Origin of the sequence: Arsenophonus endosymbiont of Aphis craccivora (assembly GCF_013460135.1) — a bacterium.
GTDB classification, from domain to species: domain Bacteria; phylum Pseudomonadota; class Gammaproteobacteria; order Enterobacterales; family Enterobacteriaceae; genus Arsenophonus; species Arsenophonus nilaparvatae.
In genome coordinates this window covers 1,000,090-1,024,050 of the sequence record NZ_CP038155.1, presented here as the reverse complement: position 1 = coordinate 1,024,050, position 23,961 = coordinate 1,000,090, and the positions used below count along the sequence as shown (strand labels likewise).

25 protein-coding genes and 8 pseudogenes are annotated in these 23,961 nt (G+C 39.7%); 15 read left to right on the top strand and 18 right to left on the bottom strand.

Features of this window, described 5'->3' with window-relative positions:
* Positions 1-7: 7 nt before the first annotated feature.
* A pseudogene (locus tag E3U36_RS05480) lies at positions 8-931 on the bottom strand (IS5 family transposase).
* A gap of 93 nt (positions 932-1,024) precedes the next feature.
* Here E3U36_RS05480 and E3U36_RS05475 point away from each other — a divergent pair.
* On the top strand, positions 1,025-1,225 hold the full coding sequence (locus tag E3U36_RS05475; protein ID WP_180817365.1) for an ArsC/Spx/MgsR family protein: 201 nt from the start codon (positions 1,025-1,027) through the stop codon (positions 1,223-1,225).
* Positions 1,226-1,227: 2 nt separating this feature from the next.
* Positions 1,228-2,358 (top strand): succinyl-diaminopimelate desuccinylase, encoded by a 1,131-nt coding sequence (dapE, locus tag E3U36_RS05470; protein WP_180817364.1) that lies wholly within the window; start codon positions 1,228-1,230, stop codon positions 2,356-2,358.
* A 51-nt stretch (positions 2,359-2,409) separates the two neighbouring features.
* On the opposite strand, the gene E3U36_RS05465 is transcribed toward dapE, so the two are convergent.
* Complete coding sequence (locus E3U36_RS05465) at positions 2,410-2,787, bottom strand: DUF454 family protein (RefSeq protein WP_180817363.1); 378 nt, start codon at positions 2,785-2,787, stop codon at positions 2,410-2,412.
* 79 nt (positions 2,788-2,866) lie between these two features.
* On the opposite strand from E3U36_RS05465, the gene E3U36_RS05460 reads away from it, so the two are divergent.
* Complete coding sequence (locus tag E3U36_RS05460) at positions 2,867-3,061, top strand: YpfN family protein (RefSeq protein ID WP_032114903.1); 195 nt, start codon at positions 2,867-2,869, stop codon at positions 3,059-3,061.
* A 43-nt stretch (positions 3,062-3,104) separates the two neighbouring features.
* Here the strand turns inward: E3U36_RS05460 and E3U36_RS05455 are convergent, their stop codons facing one another.
* The 6 genes and pseudogenes from E3U36_RS05455 to E3U36_RS05435 form a co-directional block, all read right to left on the bottom strand.
* Positions 3,105-3,311 (bottom strand): tRNA-binding protein, encoded by a 207-nt coding sequence (locus tag E3U36_RS05455; RefSeq protein WP_180817362.1) that lies wholly within the window; start codon positions 3,309-3,311, stop codon positions 3,105-3,107.
* Positions 3,245-3,538 carry a hypothetical protein gene (locus E3U36_RS05450; RefSeq protein WP_180817361.1) on the bottom strand — a complete coding sequence of 98 codons (294 nt, stop codon included), beginning with the start codon at positions 3,536-3,538 and terminating at the stop codon, positions 3,245-3,247. The genes E3U36_RS05455 and E3U36_RS05450 overlap by 67 nt, the downstream gene beginning before the upstream one ends.
* A gap of 36 nt (positions 3,539-3,574) precedes the next feature.
* Positions 3,575-3,682: a GNAT family N-acetyltransferase gene (locus tag E3U36_RS12550; RefSeq protein ID WP_238337526.1), complete on the bottom strand. Its 108-nt coding sequence runs from the start codon at positions 3,680-3,682 to the stop codon at positions 3,575-3,577.
* Positions 3,683-3,965: 283 nt separating this feature from the next.
* Positions 3,966-4,970 (bottom strand): annotated as a pseudogene (locus tag E3U36_RS12545) (tRNA(Met) cytidine acetyltransferase TmcA domain-containing protein); the annotation flags it as partial.
* Positions 4,970-5,422 carry a DUF441 domain-containing protein gene (locus E3U36_RS05440; RefSeq protein WP_180817359.1) on the bottom strand — a complete coding sequence of 151 codons (453 nt, stop codon included), beginning with the start codon at positions 5,420-5,422 and terminating at the stop codon, positions 4,970-4,972. The pseudogene E3U36_RS12545 and the gene E3U36_RS05440, both read right to left, overlap by 1 nt.
* A 124-nt stretch (positions 5,423-5,546) precedes the next feature.
* Positions 5,547-5,821: pseudogene (locus E3U36_RS05435) on the bottom strand (neutral zinc metallopeptidase); the annotation flags it as partial.
* A 102-nt stretch (positions 5,822-5,923) separates the two neighbouring features.
* On the opposite strand from E3U36_RS05435, the gene E3U36_RS05430 reads away from it, so the two are divergent.
* Positions 5,924-6,847, top strand: a complete 924-nt coding sequence (locus E3U36_RS05430) for an IS5 family transposase (protein WP_180817358.1) — start codon at positions 5,924-5,926, stop codon at positions 6,845-6,847.
* Positions 6,848-6,904: 57 nt separating this feature from the next.
* Here E3U36_RS05430 and E3U36_RS05425 read toward each other — a convergent pair.
* The 3 genes and pseudogenes from E3U36_RS05425 to dapA form a co-directional block, all read right to left on the bottom strand.
* A pseudogene (locus E3U36_RS05425) lies at positions 6,905-7,312 on the bottom strand (phosphoribosylaminoimidazolesuccinocarboxamide synthase); the annotation flags it as partial.
* Positions 7,313-7,588: 276 nt separating this feature from the next.
* Positions 7,589-8,638, bottom strand: a complete 1,050-nt coding sequence (bamC, locus tag E3U36_RS05420) for an outer membrane protein assembly factor BamC (protein ID WP_180817357.1) — start codon at positions 8,636-8,638, stop codon at positions 7,589-7,591.
* 9 nt (positions 8,639-8,647) lie between these two features.
* Entirely contained in the window at positions 8,648-9,565 is a 918-nt protein-coding gene (gene dapA / locus E3U36_RS05415) for a 4-hydroxy-tetrahydrodipicolinate synthase (RefSeq protein WP_180817356.1), read from the bottom strand.
* A gap of 348 nt (positions 9,566-9,913) precedes the next feature.
* Between dapA and E3U36_RS13540 the strand changes: the two genes are divergently transcribed.
* On the top strand, positions 9,914-10,312 hold the full coding sequence (locus E3U36_RS13540; RefSeq protein ID WP_180817550.1) for an ACT domain-containing protein: 399 nt from the start codon (positions 9,914-9,916) through the stop codon (positions 10,310-10,312).
* A gap of 41 nt (positions 10,313-10,353) precedes the next feature.
* On the opposite strand, the gene E3U36_RS05405 is transcribed toward E3U36_RS13540, so the two are convergent.
* Positions 10,354-11,277: an IS5 family transposase gene (locus E3U36_RS05405; RefSeq protein WP_180817355.1), complete on the bottom strand. Its 924-nt coding sequence runs from the start codon at positions 11,275-11,277 to the stop codon at positions 10,354-10,356.
* Between E3U36_RS05405 and E3U36_RS05400 the strand changes: the two genes are divergently transcribed.
* Positions 11,271-11,408, top strand: coding sequence for a hypothetical protein (locus tag E3U36_RS05400; protein ID WP_180817354.1), 138 nt, complete (start codon positions 11,271-11,273; stop codon positions 11,406-11,408). The genes E3U36_RS05405 and E3U36_RS05400 overlap by 7 nt on opposite strands.
* Positions 11,409-11,571: 163 nt before the next feature.
* Positions 11,572-12,042, top strand: a complete 471-nt coding sequence (bcp, locus tag E3U36_RS05395) for a thioredoxin-dependent thiol peroxidase (protein WP_180817353.1) — start codon at positions 11,572-11,574, stop codon at positions 12,040-12,042.
* 57 nt (positions 12,043-12,099) lie between these two features.
* Here bcp and E3U36_RS05390 read toward each other — a convergent pair whose 3' ends face one another.
* The gene (locus E3U36_RS05390; protein WP_180817352.1) at positions 12,100-13,164 is read right to left on the bottom strand and encodes an AI-2E family transporter; all 1,065 of its coding nucleotides are present in this window, start codon (positions 13,162-13,164) and stop codon (positions 12,100-12,102) included.
* A 136-nt stretch (positions 13,165-13,300) separates the two neighbouring features.
* Here E3U36_RS05390 and bepA point away from each other — a divergent pair, with 136 nt between their 5' ends.
* A complete protein-coding gene (gene bepA, locus E3U36_RS05385) occupies positions 13,301-14,767 on the top strand; it encodes a beta-barrel assembly-enhancing protease (protein ID WP_180817351.1) in 1,467 nt (488 codons plus the stop codon).
* A 12-nt stretch (positions 14,768-14,779) separates the two neighbouring features.
* A pseudogene (gene arsC / locus E3U36_RS05380) lies at positions 14,780-15,141 on the top strand (arsenate reductase (glutaredoxin)).
* A gap of 40 nt (positions 15,142-15,181) precedes the next feature.
* Here arsC and hda read toward each other — a convergent pair.
* Positions 15,182-15,904 (bottom strand): DnaA inactivator Hda, encoded by a 723-nt coding sequence (hda, locus tag E3U36_RS05375; RefSeq protein WP_180817549.1) that lies wholly within the window; start codon positions 15,902-15,904, stop codon positions 15,182-15,184.
* Between the two features lie 131 nt (positions 15,905-16,035).
* A pseudogene (uraA, locus tag E3U36_RS05370) lies at positions 16,036-17,271 on the bottom strand (uracil permease).
* Positions 17,272-17,329: 58 nt separating this feature from the next.
* On the opposite strand from uraA, the gene E3U36_RS05365 reads away from it, so the two are divergent.
* Positions 17,330-18,253 (top strand): IS5 family transposase, encoded by a 924-nt coding sequence (locus E3U36_RS05365; RefSeq protein ID WP_180817350.1) that lies wholly within the window; start codon positions 17,330-17,332, stop codon positions 18,251-18,253.
* Positions 18,254-18,310: 57 nt separating this feature from the next.
* Here E3U36_RS05365 and E3U36_RS05360 read toward each other — a convergent pair.
* Together E3U36_RS05360 and argR are read right to left on the bottom strand one after the other, a co-directional pair.
* Positions 18,311-18,909 (bottom strand): annotated as a pseudogene (locus tag E3U36_RS05360) (class 1 fructose-bisphosphatase); the annotation flags it as partial.
* A 168-nt stretch (positions 18,910-19,077) separates the two neighbouring features.
* Positions 19,078-19,548 (bottom strand): transcriptional regulator ArgR, encoded by a 471-nt coding sequence (argR, locus tag E3U36_RS05355; protein ID WP_180817349.1) that lies wholly within the window; start codon positions 19,546-19,548, stop codon positions 19,078-19,080.
* Between the two features lie 420 nt (positions 19,549-19,968).
* On the opposite strand from argR, the gene mdh reads away from it, so the two are divergent.
* The gene (gene mdh, locus E3U36_RS05350; protein ID WP_180817348.1) at positions 19,969-20,907 is read left to right on the top strand and encodes a malate dehydrogenase; all 939 of its coding nucleotides are present in this window, start codon (positions 19,969-19,971) and stop codon (positions 20,905-20,907) included.
* Between the two features lie 58 nt (positions 20,908-20,965).
* Here the strand turns inward: mdh and E3U36_RS05345 are convergent, their stop codons facing one another.
* Positions 20,966-21,241, bottom strand: a complete 276-nt coding sequence (locus E3U36_RS05345; protein WP_180817548.1) for a helix-turn-helix domain-containing protein — start codon at positions 21,239-21,241, stop codon at positions 20,966-20,968.
* Between the two features lie 222 nt (positions 21,242-21,463).
* On the opposite strand from E3U36_RS05345, the pseudogene E3U36_RS05340 reads away from it, so the two are divergent.
* The 4 genes and pseudogenes from E3U36_RS05340 to ampH all read left to right on the top strand — a co-directional run.
* Positions 21,464-21,592 (top strand): annotated as a pseudogene (locus E3U36_RS05340) (IS5/IS1182 family transposase); the annotation flags it as partial.
* 61 nt (positions 21,593-21,653) lie between these two features.
* Positions 21,654-21,980: a hypothetical protein gene (locus E3U36_RS05335; RefSeq protein WP_180817347.1), complete on the top strand. Its 327-nt coding sequence runs from the start codon at positions 21,654-21,656 to the stop codon at positions 21,978-21,980.
* Positions 21,981-21,994: 14 nt separating this feature from the next.
* On the top strand, positions 21,995-22,309 hold the full coding sequence (locus tag E3U36_RS05330) for an IpaD/SipD/SspD family type III secretion system needle tip protein (RefSeq protein ID WP_180817346.1): 315 nt from the start codon (positions 21,995-21,997) through the stop codon (positions 22,307-22,309).
* Positions 22,310-22,620: 311 nt separating this feature from the next.
* Positions 22,621-23,934, top strand: coding sequence for a D-alanyl-D-alanine-carboxypeptidase/endopeptidase AmpH (ampH, locus tag E3U36_RS05325; RefSeq protein WP_238337524.1), 1,314 nt, complete (start codon positions 22,621-22,623; stop codon positions 23,932-23,934).
* Positions 23,935-23,961: the final 27 nt, after the last annotated feature.

Sequence of the window (23,961 nt, the reverse complement as noted above, 5' to 3'; positions counted from 1 at the left end):
ACAGCTGTTATCCGATCCTGACGCTGTGTGGCATACCCAACAACGTCATACGGTTCAGCGCTTTGACCATCGCCATTGCTTCACCTACCTGAGCCTCATAGTCACGCAGGCTCAGATGGCCACCCAGCAAAGTTTTTATGCGGAACATCGCTGTTTCTGCCACTGAACGCCAGTGATAACCCACTTTCTTTTTCCACATATCATTACTCCTGCTCAGACGCTGATTCGCCACCGCATGGTTACGTTAATGGTACTTGTCCGGCCAGTATTTCGCTCCGCTTCGCGGCGGGATAAGGGGCCTGATTTTCTTTCTTAGCAACGCATGGTGGCAGTAACAGGCGTCATAAGCACCGTCTGCTGACACTTCCCTGATTTTCCGGTGGGTTTGGTTAATCAGGCCCGGCAGTGCCTGCTCATCTGTCGTTCCGTTGAGCGATAAGTCGGCACAGATAATCTCATGAGTCACACTGTCTGCTGCCAGATGAAGCTTGCGCCACACTCTTCGTCTGTCAGCCCCATGCTGCCTGACTTTCCATTCACCTTCGCCAAAGACCTTCAGACCGGTACTGTCGATGACCAGATGCGAGATTTCACCACGCGTTGGCGTTTTTATGCTGATGTTGACGCTCTTTGCTCGTCTGCTGACCAGCGAGTAGTCCGGACAGCACAGCGGCAAAGACATGAGTTTAAAAATCGAATCAACGAAGCCCTGTAATGCCCGGAGCGACAGGTTAAACACACGCTTCATCATCAGGACAGTGGTAACAGCCATATCGCTGTAGTAAAGCGGCCGGCCACGACCTTCAGGCGAAGAACTGTCAGTCCATCCAGCGATGGCCGACTCATCAAGCCAGACCGTCAGGGAACCTCGTTGTCTGAGTGCCTTGTTGTACGTGGGCCAGTTGGTAATTTTAAACTTTTGCTTTGCCATGGGGACCTGATGTTGAAACGAATTTAGCGATCAGCTCCGCCAATCACCTAAAAGTTCGATTTATTCAACAAAGCCTACTTAGGCTGGAAAGCCTTGATCAATAAACGTGGTACAACCTGGAAAAAATTGTCCGATGAGCAAAAAGCGAATATTATTGATGTCGCTAGTGCTAAAGAGTTAATGCTAAAATATCCAGCAATTATTAAACGCCCATTATTAACAACTACTGGTAACCATTATCTACTCGGTTTTTCTATAGACCAATACCAACAATTTATTCATCACAGAGGCTAACTATGATTTGTCCTGTTCTTAAGCTTGCGCAACAACTTATTCAACAACCCTCTGTTAGCCCCGATGATAATGGCTGTCAAACAATTTTAATTAATAGATTGAAAAAACTTGGTTTTTCAATTGAAGTCATGCCCTTTGACGATACCACCAATCTATGGGCATATCATGGCGAACAAGGTGAAACGCTAGCTTTTGCTGGACATACCGATGTTGTTCCGCCAGGTGCAACTGACAATTGGCGTTATCGTCCCTTTACACCAACATTAAATAACGGACTGCTCTATGGCCGAGGAGCAGCCGATATGAAAGGTTCCCTTGCGGCAATGATTATTGCCGCCGAAAGATTTATTAGCGATTTTCCCAACCATTCTGGCCGATTGGCCTTCTTAATTACCTCTGACGAAGAGGCTAAAGCCACTAACGGAACGGTAAAAGTGGTTGATGAATTAATGATACGCAATGAACAAATTGGTTATTGCATAATTGGTGAACCATCTAGCCAGATTAAAATTGGTGATATTATCAAAAATGGTCGTCGAGGATCACTCACCGCCAAAATCACCATCGAAGGAACGCAAGGGCACATTGCTTACCCCCATTTAGCCAATAATCCAATACATAGTTCATTAGCTTTTTTACATGAACTAGTTAATAAAAAATGGGATGCAGGCAATGCGTATTTTACTTCCACCAGCATGCAGATTTCCAATATTCATGCTGGTACTGGTAGTAACAATATTATTCCTGGCCAGTTAATCATACAATTCAATTTTCGCTTTAGCAACGAACTCACCGAGCAACAAATTCGCCACCAAGTTGAAGCAATACTAGAAAAATATCAACTCGATTATAAAATTGAGTGGTCATTATCCGGCCATCCATTTTTAACAGAAAAAGGTAAATTAATTAATATTGTCAGCCAGGTGATAGAACAATATTGCGGCTATCAACCTCAGTTATCAACTGATGGAGGAACATCAGATGGCCGCTTTATTGCTAAAATGGGGGCACAAATTGTTGAATTAGGCCCTTTAAATGCAACCATTCATAAAGTTGATGAATGTGTTAGTGTTGCTGATCTTCAGAAATTAAGTCTCGTTTATCAGGAAATTATGCAAAAAATATTATTATGAACCCAAAATTTAAATTCACTAGCTATATCATTAGCTAAATAATAAATTGGGTTAATTTTTTCCCCCATCGCTTTGTGGCAACCTTAATAGATAAGCGAGCAATATCTCTAAGATAATGAGGAGTGTCCCACTGATCCACCAACTTTCTACAAACCAAAGCGAAAAAATAAAACTAAATAAAATAATAACAATTATCTTAATTTTAACCCCTTTAGGCAGCGCTTTATGTTGTTGCCAATGACGAATATATTTACCAAACCATGAGTTATGAAGTAACCAGTAATGAAAACGTGGTGATGAGCGAGAAAAACACCAGGCGGCTAATAACAAAAAAGGGGTAGTGGGTAATAATGGCAAAAGTATACCCAATATCGCTAAGATAATACTAAACCAGCCGACAATAATGAGTAAAATTCGTTGTAAACTCATACTTAAATCTATAATAGTTATACGATAAAGGAAAAAAGAGTATACTTTATTTACTACATTTGCTAATGGAAAAACAGCTATGCATTGGATAACTGATTACTGGTGGATTATTATTATTTTGCTTCTGATTGGTATCATTTGGAGTGCCGTCAAACAGATGCAAAAAATCGATCCTAAACGTTTTTTAGATAACAAACCAAAACTTCCTCCTCACCGTGATTTTAACGACAAATGGGATGATGAAGATGACTGGCCTAAGCAAAAGAAGCATTAACCCATGATTTAAGTTTTTCTGCTCGCTGCCAGTCCAATTCTGATCATGCCGCAGCAATATCGTTGCGTATCTGTTTTAACCACATTTTTTGACCCGTCAAGTTTAACTGCTGACAGCATATCTCAATAGATAAAGTATGTTCACAGTGAATTCTAGTCGCTGTTAAAACCAGTGACGACTGCATTAATAACCGTCGGATTTCTGGATAGCTAGCTGAAAAACTTCTATTACCATAAGCAACACCTGCCAATCTTCATCATTTAATTGATCATCGCTAGTTGCTGTTAGTGCTAAATCGGTTAGCTGATTGATATAAAAAGCGTCTTGCTTTAACAAATATTGCGCCCGTGACACCAATTGTTTAGCCGCTGTTGATAAAGGCAATACCGCCATAGCGGTATAATATCCACTGGTCGCTTCTTTACGGCTGCCAACTCTGACTAAATGAAAACCATTTTGCTGCCATAATGACTGCAACTGCTCACAATAGCCAAAGCTGACAGAAAGAAAATCTTACCCCTCTTCCATCGCCTGCTGCTTATAAAAACTGAGTAATTTTGTTGCCACACCCTGACGACGAAAAGCTGCAGCAACGTTGACGCCGTCCAGCCCATACCTCATGGGCAAGCGACGCAGATAATCCACCTTCATCCACTAACCATAACACAGCTAACAAATTTTCCTTTTGCTGTGCAACCAATAAATGCATCCCTTGCGCATCCAATAATCGTCTTAAATCAAGCGGTGAGGTACGATAATGCGCATTAGTCAGTAAACCATATATTGCTGATAATAATTTTGGTTTTTCAATTAATGAAGACTGTGATATAGGTAACAACACCATGTGTTGGTTATTTAATTTAGCTAGCTTCGTTGATTTTGGTATATATTCTTTTAATAACAAGCTATTATTTAACCAATTCTCCAACGGATCATTTGATGCCCAGCGGATCGGCGTGGTTAAAGTCAAAATGTGACATTGAGCTAATTGCGCACAAAGTTTTAGCAAAAATCCGCGCCCTGTACCTTCATAGCCATCAACAGTGGTAGTAAAGAGTAAACGTGGAAAATAGTGCGTTAATTGATTTAGTTGCGCAATCGGGATCATCGCCGCTTCATCAATAATTAACCAATCAACCTTACGTGGTTTTTGTAATCGACAATCAGCCAATAAATGGTCAATTGACCAATAGCGAATTTTTTTGTCGGTATAGTGTGTTAATACCATTGACGCTAATTTTGCCGGCGCACAAACCCAACATTCCCCCTGCCAACGTTCAATTAACATACCTGCTAACGCAGCTTTTCCACGGCCACGCGGGGCAACTAATGCCCAAACTACCACCTTAACAGCTAGCAGGCGCTGCAAAATTCTTTGTTGTTCAATCGTTGGTTGTCTATTCGGCTGATACCAGGCAGTTAATTGTGGTAGCTTATCAGCGGTAAAAGGTTTACCTTCACACCATAGCAAAACATTAGCATCATGTTGTAGATGATACTTTAACCAACAGACAAAATTTGGCACTGCTATTGTCGACGCCACTTCATTCCAGCGTTGACTATCTTGATCTGGCTGTTGAAACCAAGTCCCCCACTCAGGCAGGCAAAGAATGAGATAACTACCCGCTTTTAATGTCCCTGCCAACATCAGTAATGCTTCAGTATGAAAACCCTTAGTGGCATCAAAAACACCATGTAAGAACTCTTGTACTAATAGTGACACCGCATTTTGTGGTGGTATATCATCAGGCCAATGTGGTGAAATGGTTGGCCAATCGCAAATTATCCCCTGCCTAAGTGCAATTAGCTGTTCAATGATCCAGTTGCTATTACCGCTTAGCACGAGTAAGCGGCGTTGCCCCTGAATGCGTAACTGAGATTGTAAATTAATCAGGCTTGCAATAGTCACTAAAACTTGCCAATTAGTAACGAGAGAAGACCTGCTGCTATTAATGGACCAACTGGAACACCACGGAAAACAGCAACGCCTATCACTGTACCAACCAATAATCCGGCAACTGTTGACGGTTGATTAGACATCAAAGAGACGCCTCTACTGCCAAGCCAAGAGACCAAAATGCCAATCACAATCGCCAACAACGATTTCCAGTTAAAAAAAGAGTTAATAACATCTTGCGGCGAGATCTTGCCACTGGCGATAGGGGCCATTACACCAATAGTTAAAATCAAAATACCGATGGTTAAGCCATATTTTTCAACCCAAGGGAAAAAATTATTAAGCGGCGTCATGCGAACAACTAACAAAAATAGCATTGCCAATGCCACCGTCATGTTATGACTAATTATTCCTAAGCCAGCCAACACTAATAAAATAAGTAATGTTGAATCAAAATTACCCATAAAATTATTTACCAATAAAAATATATAATTAATTTATCCTATCAATAAATCATGACTGATCAAAATAAATAATAGAGCCTATTAGCCGTTAAAATTATGCAAACTCGAGGCAACTTTTATCGCGCTATAGTGCGCCAAAAGTATTACAACTTTTAAAATCACCGCTATCATAGCTTTTTTAAACCAAGTATAACGCTGCTCAGAGGTACCATGGGTAAAACTATCGGGTACAATACGTCCTTGGCTTTGTTGCTGTAAACGATCATCACCGATTGCCTGGGCCGCCGCTAATGCTTGTTGTAAATCGCCTTCTTCTAGCAGACCTTGCTCATCCATTTTATTGCCCCATACACCAGCAAAACAGTCAGCTTGCAATTCAAGCTTAACCGAAAGTTTATTCGCGTCAGTACGACTCATACTTTGTTGGGCTTTGTTGAATAAATCGAACTTTTAGGTGATTGGCGGAGCTGATCGCTAAATTCGTTTCAACATCAGGTCCCCATGGCAAAGCAAAAGTTTAAAATTACCAACTGGCCCGCGTACAACAAGGCACTCAGACAACGCGGTTCCCTGACGGTCTGGCTTGATGAGTCGGCCATCGCTGGATGGACTGACAGTTCTTCGCCTGAAGGTCGTGGCCGGCCGCTTTACTACAGCGATATGGCTGTTACCACTGTCCTGATGATGAAGCGTGTGTTTAACCTGTCGCTACGGGCATTACAGGGCTTCGTTGATTCGATTTTTAAACTCATGTCTTTGCCGCTGTGCTGTCCGGACTACTCGCTGGTCAGCCGACGAGCAAAGAGCGTCAACATCAGCATAAAAACGCCAACGCGTGGTGAAATCTCGCATCTGGTCATCGACAGTACCGGTCTGAAGGTCTTTGGCGAAGGTGAATGGAAAGTTAGGCAGCATGGGGCTGACAGACGAAGAGTGTGGCGCAAGCTTCATCTGGCAGCAGACAGTGTGACTCATGAGATTATCTGTGCCGACTTATCGCTCAGCGGAACGACAGATGCGCAGGCACTGCCGGGCCTGATTAACCAAACCCACCGGAAAATCAGGGAAGTGTCAGCAGACGGTGCTTATGACGCCTGTTACTGCCACGATGCGTTGCTAAGAAAGAAAATCAGGCCCCTTATCCCGCTGCGAAGCGGAGCGAAATACTGGCCGGATAAGTACCATGAACGTAACCATGCGGTGGCGAATCAGCGTCTGAGCAGGAGTAATGATATGTGGAAAAAGAAAGTGGGTTATCACCGGCGTTCAGTGGCAGAAACAGCGATGTTCCGCATAAAAACTTTGCTGGGTGGCCATCTGAGCCTGCGTGACTATGAGGCTCAGGTAGGTGAAGCAATGGCGATGGTCAAAGCGCTGAACCGTATGACGTTGTTGGGTATGCCACACAGCGTCAGGATCGGATAACAGGTGTAGCAGAGGGAGCCATCCTGGCGGCTAATTCTGATTTATTCAACAAAGCCAGTAAGATTCATTAATCATTGGATCATGCTGCGTATCATTTTTCAAAAACAAATCAAAGATAGGTGGCTCAAGCAACCTACCCTCTTCGATACCAAGCCGTTTAACTAAAGAACCAGCTGCTCGATTACGAATAACCCATTCAACCGGGATCATGGTTAATTTTTTTACTAATGATTCAGTATCTGACAGTAATCGTTCCATTTGGGTTGGAATGCCGGTTTGCTCCAGTTGTTGCATAATGAAATAATTAAATTTATTATTTATCATTCCTTTACGTTCAAACTGCTCTATACGCTCACCATCTAGTGCCGATGTATCATTGCGGAATTCTAATACTAATAAATTAGGATCATCCGTAAAATATACGGTTTTCTCTTTTCCACGATACAACTCAGCTTTTTTTTGCATTTTATTTACTCCGAAATTTGATCATTTTAATAAAAAAACGCTTAAATATGGCGTTAACGCAAGACGCAAACGTTTACTTTGTTAGGAAAAGGAGAATAACAGATTAGCGGTTATTTATGTTAATTAAATTACTTTACTGGAAACATTTTAATTAGCCTAAAAACTGACCGAGTAAAACAAAAAAACAGATGATCCATAGTGAATAAATCACTACCAACCATCCATCATTTATATAAGCAATGTTATAGCTAATTGTAATAAACCTAGTTTTATTAACTAATTACTACTCACTTTACTAAACGCCGCTTTTAATGCCGAGACCATTTCATCATTTTGTTTTTGTGTTAAGGTTGTCCCTTTTACCGCCATAAATTGTAGACTACTACGATTATTCATATCGCCAACTTGTAATTTATAATCCCCTTTTGTCATGGTTGGATTATCGACGCCAATCGCTTGCCAATCACTATCACTCATACCATTAAAAGTGAGGGTAATTGATCCGGTAGAACGACTACGGTCACCAACTTGTATACCAATGCTTTCAAGCACAGAGGGTAATCTATCCCAAACAACATCATAAGGCGCACGTACAATTATTTGAGGTAAGCCACTGCTATCACTACCCGTTTGCACATCAATAATGGCATAACAATCTTGGGCACCAGAACTGGTTGCGGTACTACGCAGCTTATTTATTGAATCAATCAACTCATTTAACATTAAAATATTATAGCGCTGTATTTCTGCCTGATCGGTGATGCTATCTTCACCCTGCTTTATACCTTCATTAGTTACCATGATGACTATTTGATTATTTTGTGGGTTCAGCTGAATTTTCTGTCTGGTTTGTATCGCAATATCTTCATCTACTCGCGGCCAGGTAATCCAATCGGTAATCAAGGAGTGGTCAGGATCATTTTTTTGCCTCACTTTAATCATTTTTTGTTGCAAAATAGCGTTAATTTGCGACCAAAGGGCGCTGTTTTCAGCTGTATTAGTTAAAAATAAACGACTCGCGGTTAGGCTATTTTCGGTATGGGTATCACTAAGTAACGAAAGTGCTTGAATAGGAGGACGAATATCTAATGCTTTACCTACAGCACCATTTTGATTAGCTGGCGGAATATCATATTCACCGTTTTGTAACGGTAACGATATACCTTGAGGAATCGTCAAATTTTTTAACGGAAGTGTATTTAAATATGATTCGTCACCACTGACTTGACGCTTATAACGTTGATTGCTCGTGCAGGCTACCAAAAATATAGCGAGTGACAGCCCTGCAAGCTTAATAGCCTTTGATTTGTGCAATATTGTTGCCATTAACTTTCCCTAAATTTTTTGTAAATCAGCGATCTTTAGCGCCTTTTGTACCGCTATCTGACCGGTCAGTGTTAATGGTGTCATCGGTAAGCGCAATTTATCAGAATTAATAAGTCCTAACTGATAGCAAGCCCATTTAACTGGAATCGGATTAGGCTCAATAAATAATTGATGATGCAATTCACTTAGTCGATAATTTAACTTATGCGCTTCGGCATACTTTTCTGATAATGCTAATTTGCATATTTCAGCCATTAATTTGGCGGCAATATTGGCTGTTACTGAAATTACCCCCTGCCCACCTAATTGCATAAATTCTAACGCAGTTGCATCATCACCGCTAAGCAAAATAAAATTTTCATCATTAATTAATCTGCGAATGCGATTCACACGACTTAAATCACCACTAGCTTCCTTAAGGGCAACAATATTACCTAACTTTGCTAATCTGGCAACTGTCTCGGGCAATAAATCACAACCGGTGCGCGAAGGAACATTGTATAAGATTTGTGGTAAATCTGTCTGTTTGGCAATCGCTTTAAAATGCTGATAAAGTCCTTCTTGTGAAGGTTTGTTATAGTATGGTGTTACCGCCAAACAGGCAACAACCCCGGTTTTTTCCAAAGATTTAGTTAATGCAATAGCTTGTTTTGTAGCATTTGCGCCACTGCCTGCAATAATCGGAATTCTGCCATCAGCATACTCTAATGTCGTCAATACCACATCCAAGTGCTCACTATGATCAAGTGTTGCTGTTTCTCCAGTTGTACCAACAGATACAATCGCAGTTGTGCCATTATTAACATGATAATCAATCAGTTTTTTCAGACTGGGTTTATCTATTTGCCCTTTTATATCCATTGGGGTAACAATCGCAGCAAGACTGCCACGCAAAAAATTCCGATATTTAATAGAATTATTAACCATAACCTTTTTCCTAAATGAGACATTAACATTATGGTACTTTTTCAGTCTAAAGAAAAAAACCTTCTTATACCCAAAATTTAATGAAATTTATTAATAACCACTCTGTTTTAAGAAAAATACATAATGATTATCATCATATTTCCAGTTTATTTTTCTCGTTCAATTTATTATTTTATCAGCAAATAAATCTTTTAAAATTATAAAATTAGCAAAAATGTGAATATTTCATTCCATCAAATATCATTTTATCACTACTCAGTATGTAAACTTATTATACTGATATATTTGTTTTTTTATCTTGGCAGAAGCTTTTTTTTATGGTTACCATAAGATATTCAGAAATCATAAATTCATAAGGAAAACGACTGGCCACATAGTGAACAACAATCAATCATTATTATTGTACTTGTTGCAGATCATCCCGGTAAGAGTAATACCGTTATCCAACTGGTCAACAAATGTCAATGTAATATTGAAGATAGCTTTATTGCTATATTTGGCAAACAATTCTTCTTTATTACGATGTTATCAGATAGCAGGCAATCAATTTCTTTGATAGCAGCAATGTTGCTTAAGCATGATACTGAATTAAAATTATTATCTATTATGCAAAAAACCACTTCTGGCGTTTATAAAGAATATTTTTCAATAATAATTGCCAATGTTATTGTTAATGTCGCTCCCGCTATAGTTGAACAATTTACTTGTTTATTTATCACTCATAACTTCAACGGCTTTGTTGAATAAATCAGAATTAGCCGCCAGGATGGCTCCCTCTGCTACAGCTGTTATCCGATCCTGACGCTGTGTGGCATACCCAACAACGTCATACGGTTCAGCGCTTTGACCATCGCCATTGCTTCACCTACCTGAGCCTCATAGTCACGCAGGCTCAGATGGCCACCCAGCAAAGTTTTTATGCGGAACATCGCTGTTTCTGCCACTGAACGCCGGTGATAACCCACTTTCTTTTTCCACATATCATTACTCCTGCTCAGACGCTGATTCGCCACCGCATGGTTACGTTCATGGTACTTATCCGGCCAGTATTTCGCTCCGCTTCGCGGCGGGATAAGGGGCCTGATTTTCTTTCTTAGCAACGCATCGTGGCAGTAACAGGCGTCATAAGCACCGTCTGCTGACACTTCCGTGATTTTCCGGTGGGTTTGGTTAATCAGGCCCGGCAGTGCCTGCGCATCTGTCGTTCCGCTGAGCGATAAGTCGGCACAGATAATCTCATGAGTCACACTGTCTGCTGCCAGATGAAGCTTGCGCCACACTCTTCGTCTGTCAGCCCCATGCTGCCTGACTTTCCATTCACCTTCGCCAAAGACCTTCAGACCGGTACTGTCGATGACCAGATGCGAGATTTCACCACGCGTTGGCGTTTTTATGCTGATGTTGACGCTCTTTGCTCGTCTGCTGACCAGCGAGTAGTCCGGACAGCACAGCGGCAAAGACATGAGTTTAAAAATCGAATCAACGAAGCCCTGTAATGCCCGGAGCGACAGGTTAAACACACGCTTCATCATCAGGACAGTGGTAACAGCCATATCGCTGTAGTAAAGCGGCCGGCCACGACCTTCAGGCGAAGAACTGTCAGTCCATCCAGCGATGGCCGACTCATCAAGCCAGACCGTCAGGGAACCGCGTTGTCTGAGTGCCTTGTTGTACGCGGGCCAGTTGGTAATTTTAAACTTTTGCTTTGCCATGGGGACCTGATGTTGAAACGAATTTAGCGATCAGCTCCGCCAATCACCTAAAAGTTCGATTTATTCAACAAAGCCAACTTCAACCTATCCAAACTGGTTGCAAAAATACAACCAGCAACAAACAAATATGATCAACAACTTGAAATTGATATGAATGCCCAAAGTTTTATTGGTGATAATGAGTGAATTAACAAAAATAGATTTAAACAATTGTGCACAAAATTAAATGTCCAATGTACAATTAGCATTATCAGCAAATCGCAATAACATATAGAATTAAACGGAGAGAATCTAATGAGCCCATTGAAAGCCGGTGATAAGGCCCCCCAATTTAGCCTTCCTGACCAAGATGGCGAAATAATCAATTTATCTGATTATCTTGGTCAACGAATTTTGATTTATTTTTATCCTAAAGCAATGACTCCTGGCTGTACAATACAAGCTTGTGGATTACGTGACGAAATGGATAAATTAAAACAAATGGGTGTTGAAGTTTTTGGTATAAGTACTGATAAAGCAGAAAAGTTATTACGTTTCACTGAAAAAGAGATGCTAAATTTTACATTACTATCGGATCATAAGCATGAGGTAGCGGAAAAATTCGGTGTATGGGGAGCAAAACAATTTATGGGAAAAACGTTTAATGGCATTCATCGCATCAGTTTTCTGATTAATGCAAAAGGTGATATTGAACATGTGTTTGACAAATTTAAAACTAGTGATCATCACCAAATTGTACTGAATTATCTTAATACTCATCCGTGATTAAAATCGATTGTTAATTGCCCCTGCCTGTTTTGGTGGCAATTAACAATTAAAAAATTATTTTTCAGTTACGAGATTATCTTCCGGCCACACATGCATAACGGCTTTAATTAAAGTTGCCAATGGAATGGCAAAAAATACCCCCCAAAAACCCCAAAGCCCACCAAATACTACGACAGATAAAATAATAACTAACGGATGCAAATTAACCGCTTCAGAGAATAAAATGGGCACCAATAAATTGCCATCAAGCCCTTGAACAATTAAATAAGCGATTAGTAAAGTCCAAAAGTCAGGTCCAATACCCCATTGAAACAAAGCAACTAAAACTACTGGGATGGTAACCACCACCGCACCAATATAGGGGATCAAGACAGAAATACCGACTAGTACTGACAAAAATAGCGAGTAGCGCAAACCTAAAAAAACAAAGGCGATATAAGTACAGATACCAACAATAACCATTTCAATAACTTTACCACGGATATAGTTAGTGATCTGTTGGTTCATTTCCTGCCAAACTTGTCCTACCAATAACCGATCACGTGGTAAAATACGTTGTAAACCACGTATTATTTTAGTCTTATCTTTCAGTAGAAAAAATACCATTAGCGGTACTAAAACCAGATATATTGCTATGGTAATAATACCAATAAACGAAGCAACAGAATACTTAACCACAGAGTCACCTAAAGTCGATAAACGACCGCGTAAATTATCCGCTATCATATCAATAATACCGGCATCAACTAAAGCGGGATAGCGTTCAGTCAATGCTTTGGCATATTCATTAAAGCTATTTACCATTGAAGGTAAATCAAATAATAAATTCATGCCTTGCTGCCAGACAATGGGCACAATAATTAAAAAAACCATGGCACTAATACCCATAAATATTGTCAGTACAATGGACGACGCCATCAGCCTTGATAAGCCTAAATTACCCAGTTGTTGGGTTGGCCATTCAAGTAAATAAGCCAACACAATAGCAACTAATAAAGGAGCTAAAATATCATGAAAAAAGAATATGATACAAAAACCGATAATCAGGCTGATAAACAATGCAACGACCTGAGGATCTGAAAATCTTCGACGATACCATTGCAAAAACATCTCCAGCATATATTCACTCCTGAATGTGGTAAATTAGTCTTTTAATCCACGAAATTATACCAATTGACAGATTATCCAGTAAGCTTTGCTATCATAAAAAATATCATTTAACAATATAATCAATCGTAAGGGATACTTCCGGTTTATGAATACAAAATTTACTAAACCACTCATTACTATTGTAATAACAATAATGTTAGCAGTTACTATGAAGCCTGTTTATACCGCTATTGAAGATAATTTGCCCGATATTGGTACCACAGCAGGTGGTACACTAACTATTAATCAAGAGATCGTCATTGGTGACGCACTAACTAGCCAATTACGTGCTAGCACACCACTTATTTACGATCCCATGTTAAACCAATATATTAATCATATTGGCATGCGCTTAGTAAAAAATGCCCACTCAGTAAAAACTCCGTTCCATTTTTACCTGATAAATAATCCTAATATTAATGCTTACGCTTATTTTGGTGGCAACGTCGTTCTCCATTCTGCCCTGTTTCGTTATAGCCAAAATGAAAGTCAGCTGGCCTCAGTGATCACCCATGAAATTTCTCATGTAACACAAAGACATCTTGCCCGTATGCTAGAAGATCGTGAACGGAACGCACCATTGGCCTGGATAGGCGCCATTGGTTCAGCACTGTTAGTGATGGCTAATCCACAAGCAGGTATTGCGGCACTGACAGGAACATTAGCCGGTGTGCAACAAGGTATAATAAGCTTTACTCAATCTAACGAACAAGAAGCTGACCGAATTGGTATACAGACTTTACGTCGCGCCGGATTCGATCCGCGCGCCATGTCTGATTTTATGCAAATTTTAGCCGATCAGAGCCGGTATATGTCAAAACCACCTGAGATGCTATTAACCCATCCATTACCAGATAGTCGTTTAGCGGATGCACTAAATCGTTCAAATCAATATCCGAAAGTGGATCTCCCACCATCATTGGATTTTATGCTAGCTCGGGTACGCATTCTTGCCATGTATACAGACGGGCAAAAACCGAACCTTGAACAAATTTTATCTCAGTATAGCCAAGGTGATACTAAAGAAAGAATGGCGGCTGATTATGGTCACGCGCTACAATTTAATGAAGATAAAAAATATCAGGCTGCTAGCAACATTGTGCGCTTACTTTTGGCTAAGCAACCTGCTAATCCCTGGTTTATTGATCTAATGACCGATATAGATATAGGGTTAAATCAGCCACTAAAGGCTATTTCTCGTTTACAAAATGCACTAACCAAAACACCAAATGACCCAATTCTACAAATTAATCTGGCAAATGCCTATATTGCTAATAATCAGTATGATCAAGGCAGTCAATTATTGCGTAAATACACCTTCGATAACCCCAATGACTTAAATGGTTGGACTTTGTTGGCAGAAGTTTCAGCTAAGCAAGGTAAGCGTAGTGAACAGTTAGCAGATTATGCAGAAGCTATGGCTTTGCGTAGTAATTATGGTACTGCCATTCAATATCTTACCGATGCCAGTCGGCTAACAAAAACCGGTAGTTATGATCAAGCAAGATATGATGCCCGTATTGATACACTACGCCAGTTACAAACACGTGATAAACAATTACAAAAACGCTAAGGATATTACCTTATGTCTCAACAAGTGACGATTTACCATAACCCTCGGTGTTCAAAAAGTCGACAAACCCTACAGCTTTTAGAAGATATGGGGGTTAAACCACGCATTATTGAATATCTTAAAACACCACCAAGTATTAATAACTTGAAAACTTTACTTTCACAACTGGGTTTCACTGAACCGCGTCAATTAATGAGAAGCAACGAAACAATTTATCAAACACTTAATTTATCTGACAGCTCGTTATCAGATGATATCTTACTGCAAGCAATGCATGATAACCCAATATATTGATTGAGCGACCTATCGTTGTCGTTGATAACCATGCTCAGCTAGGACGTCCACCAGAACAAGTAAAAAAGCTATTTAAATAACCGTGTATCTTTAAGAGGTAAAATAAGTTTACCTCTTAAATTAAAGTTTAAGAATATCCTTAACAAAGGGAATAGTCAGTTTACGTTGAGCAACAATCGAAGCATGATCTAACTCATCTAACATAGTAAATAATGTGCGGGTTTTCCTATCCAAACGCTTTAAAACAAAACGACTAACCTCTTCAGATAACTCGAAACCGCGTAATTTAGCGCGTAATTGCAGTGCCTGGATCTTATCTTCATCACTCAGTGAATGAAGTCTATAGATCTGTCCCCAATCAAGTCTGGATGCTAAATCAGGTAATGCTAAATCAATCAACCTAGGCGGCCTATCACCGGTTATCAATAAACAGCTTTTGCCGTTTTCCAAGATACGATTATATAAATTAAAAAGTGCTATTTCCCACTCTTCATCATCGGCAATACAATGAGCATTATCAATGCAAACCAGAGCTAAATGTTCCATACCGTCTAAAACATCAGGGACAAAATAGCTACGTTTATCCAGAGGAACATAACCAACTGCCTCGCCTTTTTGTGACAATTCACTACATGCAGCGTGTAATAAATGACTTTTTCCACTACCTTCTTGCTGAGACCAAAAATAAATATAGCTGCTATGGGATTGATTGATAGCAGATTTGATAGCCGTTAATAAAATACCATTTTCGCCAGTAATAAAACTGGCAAAGGTTTCATCATCAGGCGTGGATAAAGCTAATGAAAGCTGCGACGGCGTATTCAGAAGCACCTCTTTCTGTATAGATAAGAAAACACATACAGCTTAACACAAAAGTTGTAATTAGATGAACTTAAACAATATCATCCGATGGAACTAATAATTTACCTATTATTCCAGTAAAAATTAGCTATTTTTTAATCGTCTCTACCGACTCAAAGCTTAGTAGTTATATAAGTTTTTTCCGGACGAATAATATTCATCAGGCGAAAAACTAACGACATAATAATACCGATAATGGTAGCAAGCGCCATCCCCTTCAACTCAGCAGCACCAATATGGATAGTCGCACCACTTACCCCAATAATCAGAATAACGGAAGTCAATATTAGATTTTGTGGTTTATTATAATCTACCCGAGAATCAATTAACACTCGGATACCTGATGCCGCTATAACACCATAAAGTAATAGCGAAACGCCCCCATCACAGGAACAGGAATAAGCTGAATTGCCGCACCACCAATTACCCAGGTGCTATATACTTTAGTTATCACCATCACACCGATATTTTCACCATAGGTGGTATTCGGTGTTGAACCAAAAAATCCTGAAATGGTAGTTGATAAACCATTAGCAAACATTGAACGGTGTAAACCAGGATATTTTAATAAATCCCGCCCAACAATATTCGCAGTCACAACCAAATGACCTACATGTTCCGCAATAACAACTAGCGCTGCAGTCAAAATAGCAAACCACTCAAATCGTGGAGAATAAAATGTTGGTAATGAAAACCATGGATCGGTAATAACTGGAGTTAAATCCACTTTTCCCATTAAAAATGCAAGTAAATAGCCGACAATCACACCAAGCAAAATAGGAATAATCGCTAAAAAGCCACGAAAAACTACCGAACATAGAATGTTCACGATCAACGTCACCACTGAAATAATCAAACTGCTTGAACCAACTGGAATATCCGCTTTAGGTAAAAGCCCTGCCATGCCAGCCGCCGTTTGCGCTCATTCCAGACCAATAACCGCAACAATCGCGCCCATTGCCGCAGGGGGAAAATAATATTGATCCAATTTCTACCTGCTATTTTTACAATCAGTGGGACTAAACAAAACAAAAAAGTAGCCCACAAATAATAAATCCACCCAATGCTAACTCATAACCTAGCGGTAATAACAATAACACTGGTGAAATAAAAGCAAAACTTGAGCCCAGATAAGCAGGAATACGTCCTCGACAAATAATCAAATAGAGTAGTGTACCAATACCATTAAACAATAGAACGGTTGCAGGATTGATGTGAAATAAAATGGGGACTAATACTGTCGCCCCAAACATAGCAAACAGATGCTGAAAACTTAATGGAATGGTTTCTCTTAGCGGCGGCCTTTCTGCTACGCCAATTACACGGCGGGTCGGCTTTGTTGAATAAATCGAACTTTTAGGTGATTGGCGGAGCTGATCGCTAAATTCGTTTCAACATCAGGTCCCCATGGCAAAGCAAAAGTTTAAAATTACCAACTGGCCCGCGTACAACAAGGCACTCAGACAACGTGGTTCCCTGACGGTCTGGCTTGATGAGTCGGCCATCGCTGGATGGACTGACAGTTCTTCGCCTGAAGGTCGTGGCCGGCCGCTTTACTACAGCGATATGGCTGTTACCACTGTCCTGATGATGAAGCGTGTGTTTAACCTGTCGCTCCGGGCATTACAGGGCTTCGTTGATTCGATTTTTAAACTCATGTCTTTGCCGCTGTGCTGTCCGGACTACTCGCTGGTCAGCAGACGAGCAAAGAGCGTCAACATCAGCATAAAAACGCCAACGCGTGGTGAAATCTCGCATCTGGTCATCGACAGTACCGGTCTGAAGGTCTTTGGCGAAGGTGAATGGAAAGTCAGGCAGCATGGGGCTGACAGACGAAGAGTGTGGCGCAAGCTTCATCTGGCAGCAGACAGTGTGACTCATGAGATTATCTGTGCCGACTTATCGCTCAGCGGAACGACAGATGCGCAGGCACTGCCGGGCCTGATTAACCAAAACCACCGGAAAATCAGGGAAGTGTCAGCAGACGGTGCTTATGACGCCTGTTACTGCCACGATGCGTTGCTAAGAAAGAAAATCAGGCCCCTTATCCCGCCGCGAAGCGGAGCGAAATACTGGCCGGACAAGTACCATGAACGTAACCATGCGGTGGCGAATCAGCGTCTGAGCAGGAGTAATGATATGTGGAAAAAGAAAGTGGGTTATCACCGGCGTTCAGTGGCAGAAACAGCGATGTTCCGCATAAAAACTTTGCTGGGTGGCCATCTGAGCCTGCGTGACTATGAGGCTCAGGTAGGTGAAGCAATGGCGATGGTCAAAGCGCTGAACCGTATGACGTTGTTGGGTATGCCACACAGCGTCAGGATCGGATAACAGCTGTAGCAGAGGGAGCCATCCTGGCGGCTAATTCTGATTTATTCAACAAAGCCGTGGAAACATCACTTTTTCGTGAGATAAAAAGAAGACGCCCAGAGAAGGATCATAGGTAAAGGCATGCACACCATAACCGGTTGTGTAAACCAGCATGGTTGAAGAACCATAGACAACGTAGCCGGCCGCGACTTGTTGATGGCCCGGTTGTAAAAAATCTGCTTTAGTAACCGATTGGCCAATTGGTGTAATACGGCGGTAAATAGAGAAAATAGTTCCAACGGAAACATTTACATCGATATTTGATGAACCATCTAATGGATCCATTAGCACAACATATTTGGCATTTTCTGCCCGATCACCAGCGAAAATTACGATTTCGTCTTCTTCTTCGGAAGCAATGCCAGCAACCTCTCCTAGCTCTTTCAAAGCGGCTTTTAATTTTTCATTAGCTTATAGGTCAAGTTTCATTTGAACTTCGCCTTGAATATTAGAGGCACCACACTTGCGCCTAAAATATCCACCAAACCGGCTTTATTAATATCGCGGTGAATGATTTTTGCACCTAATTTAATTGCTGATAATAATGCGGTAAGTTCACCCGTATCATGAGGAAAATCATGTTGTTTTTCAACGATAAATTCGTCTAATGTTTTCATGACCAAGGTACTGAGTCTAATTTTATAGAGATTTTGTAAGAAATCGTGTTCCTTGTGTGCGTGCAGTTTAGCCAAATTAGGCCAAAATTAATAGTTGGATTATTTTTACTGATCAAGAGAACGATTCATTTCATATTATCGCGCTGATCAGCGCGATAACTTTGGCTTTTACAACTCTTGTTCAAACAAATTCAAGATGGCTTCATAAAGTTGTTCGGTGGAAAATCCCAAAGTTGGGGTAGAAAAAATGGTAGTATCGCCGGCGATACTACCTAAAATTCCTTCTGAAGTTCCTAACGAATCTAATAAACTAGCAATGAGCTGTGCAGCGCCAGGACTAGTACGAATAACCACAATTGATTGATTGTAGTTAACATCTAATCCCAAATTTTTTAGCGGGCTAGTTGTTGTGGGAACAACCAGTTCAGCAGGTAGGCAATAAACCATTTCCATTTTAGCATTACGGTTACGCACCGTACCAAACTTTGTCAGCATTCTAGAAATTGTTGACTGGTTTATATTTTCAAAGCCTTGCTCTTGAAGTGCTATAACGATCTCACTTTGGGAGCTAAATTTTTCTTTCTTGAGCAAAGCTTTAAAAGCTTTCACTAGATCTTCTTGTTTAGACGAAACATACATAAATCACCTTTTTCAAGACGTTAAGTAGAGCGGTATTATGTATAAAGGTGAATTTTTATGCAACAAGCAGTTCTAGCCTGGTGCTATGAAAATAATAAAAATAGCAATAATAAAAATTATTAGTCAGTTATTTGCCTACTTTGTGGAAATTAGCGATAAATTATTGTTTAAAAAATAATGTTATTTGTAAAAAATGGCAGTCGTGTCTCTAAATTATGCTGCTACCTAAGCAATATTAAAAAAGTGCCCCTTATCGCATTAGTAGATAAGAATTTTATTTAAAATGAAAGAAAAAATTTACAAGATTTATTTATTAACAAGAATTAATCGTAATTAATAGACTGTGTTATGAATAACGTATGTAATAGGTTGAAAGTTTTTAAGCCATTTTGAAGTGTCATCATATAAAGGAGTATCAGCATGAAATTAGCTATTCTTGGAGCAGCAGGTGGTATCGGCCAAGCACTTGCACTTCTTCTTAAAAACCAGCTTCCATCAGGCTCAGAGCTTTCTCTTTATGATATTGCTCCTGTGACCCCTGGTGTTGCTAAAGATTTAAGCCATATTCCAACAGATGTAAAGGTAATTGGTTTTGCTGGTGAAGATCCGACACCCGCACTTGACGGTGCTGATGTAGTATTAATTTCGGCAGGTGTTGCCAGGAAACCAGGTATGGAGCGCTCAGATTTGTTTAATATCAATGCCGGTATCGTTCGTAATCTGATTGAAAAAGTTGCTCAGAGCTGTCCTAAGGCGTTAATTGTTATTATTACTAATCCTGTTAATACTACTGTTCCGATAGCAGCAGAAGTATTAAAAAAGGCCGGCGTGTATGATAGAAATCGATTATTTGGGGTAACAACCTTAGATATTATTCGTTCTAATACTTTTGTTGCTGAATTAAAAGGTAAAAAGCCTCAAGAAATCGAAGTGAAGGTTATTGGTGGTCATTCTGGCGTAACGATCCTACCGCTACTCTCTCAAATTGCCAATGTTAGCTTTACCGAGCAGGAAGCTGAGGAGCTAACCAAGCGTATTCAAAATGCCGGCACTGAAGTTGTTGAAGCAAAAGCTGGTGGCGGATCAGCGACACTTTCTATGGGCCAAGCCGCTGCACGTTTTGGTTTATCATTAATTGATGCTTTAAATGGTAAAGAAAATATAATCGAGTGTGCATATGTGGAAAGTGATGGTGCATATGCTCGTTTTTTTGCTAAGCCAATACGTTTAGGTAAAAATGGGATTGAAGAAAGATTACCTATTAATATTATGAATAAATTTGAAAAAAATAAATTGGAAAATATGTTAGAGACACTCAATAAAGATATTAAATTAGGCGAAGATTTTATTAATAAATAATATTATTAACTTCATTAAATAATAAATCGCAGATATGAGTCTGCGGTTTTTTTATAATTTATTCGTTATTTTTATTAGTAGGCCGACGAATATTTCGTTCTACTAATTCTCCTGTATTGAAATCGTAATAACGGCTTGGCCATATTTCAGAAGGATGAAGGTTTAAAAAGTTCGCAATTATCCATTCTCCTTTTGGCCAGGGCCGAGATAATGCATTGGCTAGTGTTGAAGAGCTTAAACCTGCTTGTCTTGATATAGCTGCTAATGTTGTTCCGCGTTTTCTTAGCGCTGCAATAATATCCGCAGGATGCCAATCAGATTTCTGTGAAATCATTTTTAATCCTTTTTCTATTAAATATATTGCTGTCTTAGTGGTATAAATAACAGATAGTTCTGACATGTATTTCGAACTAGAACTTGTTATTAGAAATAAAATAACATTTTTTTCTTTAATAGTTTCTTATTTTTTTCTTAAAAATCTCTTTTTTGAACTTGATTACAAAAAATAGAGAGATTTTAAAGATATTTTAAGAAATATAGTGAGGCTCTCTTCTTAAAAACTTTACTGGGTGGCCATCTGAGCCTGCGTGACTATGAGGCTCAGGTAGGTGAAGCAATGGCGATGGTCAAAGCGCTGAACCTTATGACGTTGTTGGGTATGCCACACAGCGTCAGGATCGGATAACAGGTGTAGCAGAGGGAGCCATCCTGGCGGCTAATTCTGATTTATTCAACAAAGCCGCGATGTGTTTAAAAATAGTATGGAAAAATTCCAGGAAATTAGTGGCTTACTTTCCGAAGTCAGTAACTATGTTAACGAAAGCTCAAAAGATAACTTTATCACTCTTAAACAGCAAAAAATATTGGATGATTTCCAACAATTGAAAACTAAATTATCGCAAGAGCCCGACGGGATCATCTATCAACAAGAAATTAAATTTATTCAACATGCGGATGGAGATTATCAAAAAGTTGGCGATGACAGCGATGTGCGTTACACCGAAGCACAAGCATTGGCACTGATGCAAAGCTATCGCCCCAATCATTTGAACAAAAAGTTACTGGCACTTTAATTGAAGCACCCAATTTGGATCAAATCAATGCCAATAGTTTAACCCAAGGTATTACAATTAAAATTAAAATTGATATCAAGCCACTAGAACGTGTTATAGAAATAGTGAAAAATCTGCAACAACCAACTAGAGATAATCTTGAGATCTCCCAGGCTCGTTTCAATCTGATTAATACCGCCATTGATACCACTACAAAAGATTATCAAGCCATGCTAGATGAAATGTCACAACGCTATAATGCCGCCAATGCTAACTATGATAACTTCGTTAAAATTTTAAGCAGTACCATCAATGCTATGTTAGATAGTGCGAAAAGTTTTTTACGTTAATCCCTTACCAGCTTCCAATTAAATAATAAAGAGTAGTGTGTTATGGCTACTCTTTTCTTTTATCGATTCAATATTAACCACTATAAGAATTAGATTTTTGTGCTGTCAATAAAACATTAGAAAATAGTTTTGTAGCTTATATTCACAATTTTTCTATAATTAGAGAGTTATATTATATAATTCGTTTAGCATCGATAGCATAATCTATTTTTTCCTGCTGGCTGATGAAGTAGTTAATGAAAAATTAAGTATTTATCAGGCGATTGTTTATAAAAATTTATTGATACTGGTTTATTAAGAATGCAACTATTTTGCCTAAAATTCTTTTCAGCCTTGACACTATTTTTATCGCTCACTGGTTGCTCGTCATCGACAACAGAAACAAAGCTTCATCAATTTCACCAACAGCACTAGAAATTCTTAATCGTCATCAACCCGCTACAGAAAAAACCACTGATTTGGTTGATCGTTTTGCTAGCCAAATTTTTGCTGAAACAAATCCACAAGGGATGGCAATCGTTGTCATCGATAATGATCAGATAGTGACCCGCTATTACGGTGAAACTGCGCCCGGAGCGCGACAAAAGCCGGGCCCTAATTCACTGATCCGCATTGCTTCATTAACCAAACTAATGACCAGTGAAGTCATGATCAAATTAGAAGCGGATAAAAAATTACGTATTACTGATCCCCTACAAAACTACAGCTATTTCGGTACTCATATTCCTATTTATCATGGCAAACAGCCTATTCGATTATATCACCTAGCGAGTCATACCAGTGGTTTACCAAGAGAGCAACCTGGCGGTAAAATCGGCCGGCCGGTATTTGTTTGGCCAACCCAATCAAACCGTTGGACATGGCTCAAAAAGGCAAAAATTAAATGCTTACCAGGAACCAAAGCTGCTTATTCTAATCTGGCTTATGATCTATTAGCCGATGCCCTGGCAAAAGCGGCAGGAAAATCTTATAAGCAATTATTTGCCGAAAAAATTACCTTACCAGCCGAAATGTATGATACCACCTTTACACCAACTACCAATCAATGTTCTCGCCTAATGGTAGGTTATAAATCCAGTCCATGTATTAGTACCTTATCTGCCGCCGGTAGTGGAGGGGTTTATTCAACGCCAGCTGATATGCAAAGATGGATGCAACAATTTCTGTCAACCAATACGCAAGTAAGTAAACAAACCGCTCAACGTGAACAAGCGATCTATTTTGCTCGCGATATGCTTACCGACATTAAAGGTATGGACGTCGCTGGCCATGCAGATGGTATTGGCCTTGGATGGGTTTATATGAATCCGCACGATGGCATTCCCGGTATCTATCAAAAAACTGGTGGCGGTGGTGGTTTTAATACCTATATGACCATGATCCCACAACAACGTATTGGTATATTTGCCGTTATTTCACGCAAAAAAGTCAGTAAATTTAGTGGGTTAACCGAAGTAGTTAATGATTTAACTGCCGCGTTAACCATAAATCACAATAACAATCCTTTCCAGCCAACCAAACAAGATTTTGCGGCAAATCTGGTCAAAAAACTGCTAGAAAGCCCTGATGCATGGTTAAGCCAAATAATAAGAAATAAATTTTTTATCAGCATGGTAGTGCATTGAAAATATACCTAACCATGCTGTCAAAAC

Excerpts from the sequence above, each read along its gene's own strand:
- dapA (WP_180817356.1), bottom strand. The coding sequence starts at position 9,565 with ATGGTTAATAATTCTATTAAATATCGGAATTTTTTGCGTGGCAGTCTT.
- E3U36_RS05460 (WP_032114903.1), top strand. The coding sequence starts at position 2,867 with ATGCATTGGATAACTGATTACTGGTGGATTATTATTATTTTGCTTCTG.
- E3U36_RS12550 (WP_238337526.1), bottom strand. The coding sequence starts at position 3,682 with ATGAGGTATGGGCTGGACGGCGTCAACGTTGCTGCAGCTTTTCGTCGT.
- bepA (WP_180817351.1), top strand. The coding sequence starts at position 13,301 with ATGAATACAAAATTTACTAAACCACTCATTACTATTGTAATAACAATA.
- E3U36_RS05405 (WP_180817355.1), bottom strand. The coding sequence starts at position 11,277 with ATGGCAAAGCAAAAGTTTAAAATTACCAACTGGCCCGCGTACAACAAG.
- bamC (WP_180817357.1), bottom strand. The coding sequence starts at position 8,638 with ATGGCAACAATATTGCACAAATCAAAGGCTATTAAGCTTGCAGGGCTG.
- E3U36_RS05465 (WP_180817363.1), bottom strand. The coding sequence starts at position 2,787 with ATGAGTTTACAACGAATTTTACTCATTATTGTCGGCTGGTTTAGTATT.
- dapE (WP_180817364.1), top strand. The coding sequence starts at position 1,228 with ATGATTTGTCCTGTTCTTAAGCTTGCGCAACAACTTATTCAACAACCC.
- E3U36_RS05390 (WP_180817352.1), bottom strand. The coding sequence starts at position 13,164 with ATGCTGGAGATGTTTTTGCAATGGTATCGTCGAAGATTTTCAGATCCT.
- bcp (WP_180817353.1), top strand. The coding sequence starts at position 11,572 with ATGAGCCCATTGAAAGCCGGTGATAAGGCCCCCCAATTTAGCCTTCCT.
- E3U36_RS05440 (WP_180817359.1), bottom strand. The coding sequence starts at position 5,422 with ATGGGTAATTTTGATTCAACATTACTTATTTTATTAGTGTTGGCTGGC.
- argR (WP_180817349.1), bottom strand. The coding sequence starts at position 19,548 with ATGTATGTTTCGTCTAAACAAGAAGATCTAGTGAAAGCTTTTAAAGCT.
- E3U36_RS05430 (WP_180817358.1), top strand. The coding sequence starts at position 5,924 with ATGGCAAAGCAAAAGTTTAAAATTACCAACTGGCCCGCGTACAACAAG.
- mdh (WP_180817348.1), top strand. The coding sequence starts at position 19,969 with ATGAAATTAGCTATTCTTGGAGCAGCAGGTGGTATCGGCCAAGCACTT.
- E3U36_RS05365 (WP_180817350.1), top strand. The coding sequence starts at position 17,330 with ATGGCAAAGCAAAAGTTTAAAATTACCAACTGGCCCGCGTACAACAAG.
- E3U36_RS05345 (WP_180817548.1), bottom strand. The coding sequence starts at position 21,241 with ATGATTTCACAGAAATCTGATTGGCATCCTGCGGATATTATTGCAGCG.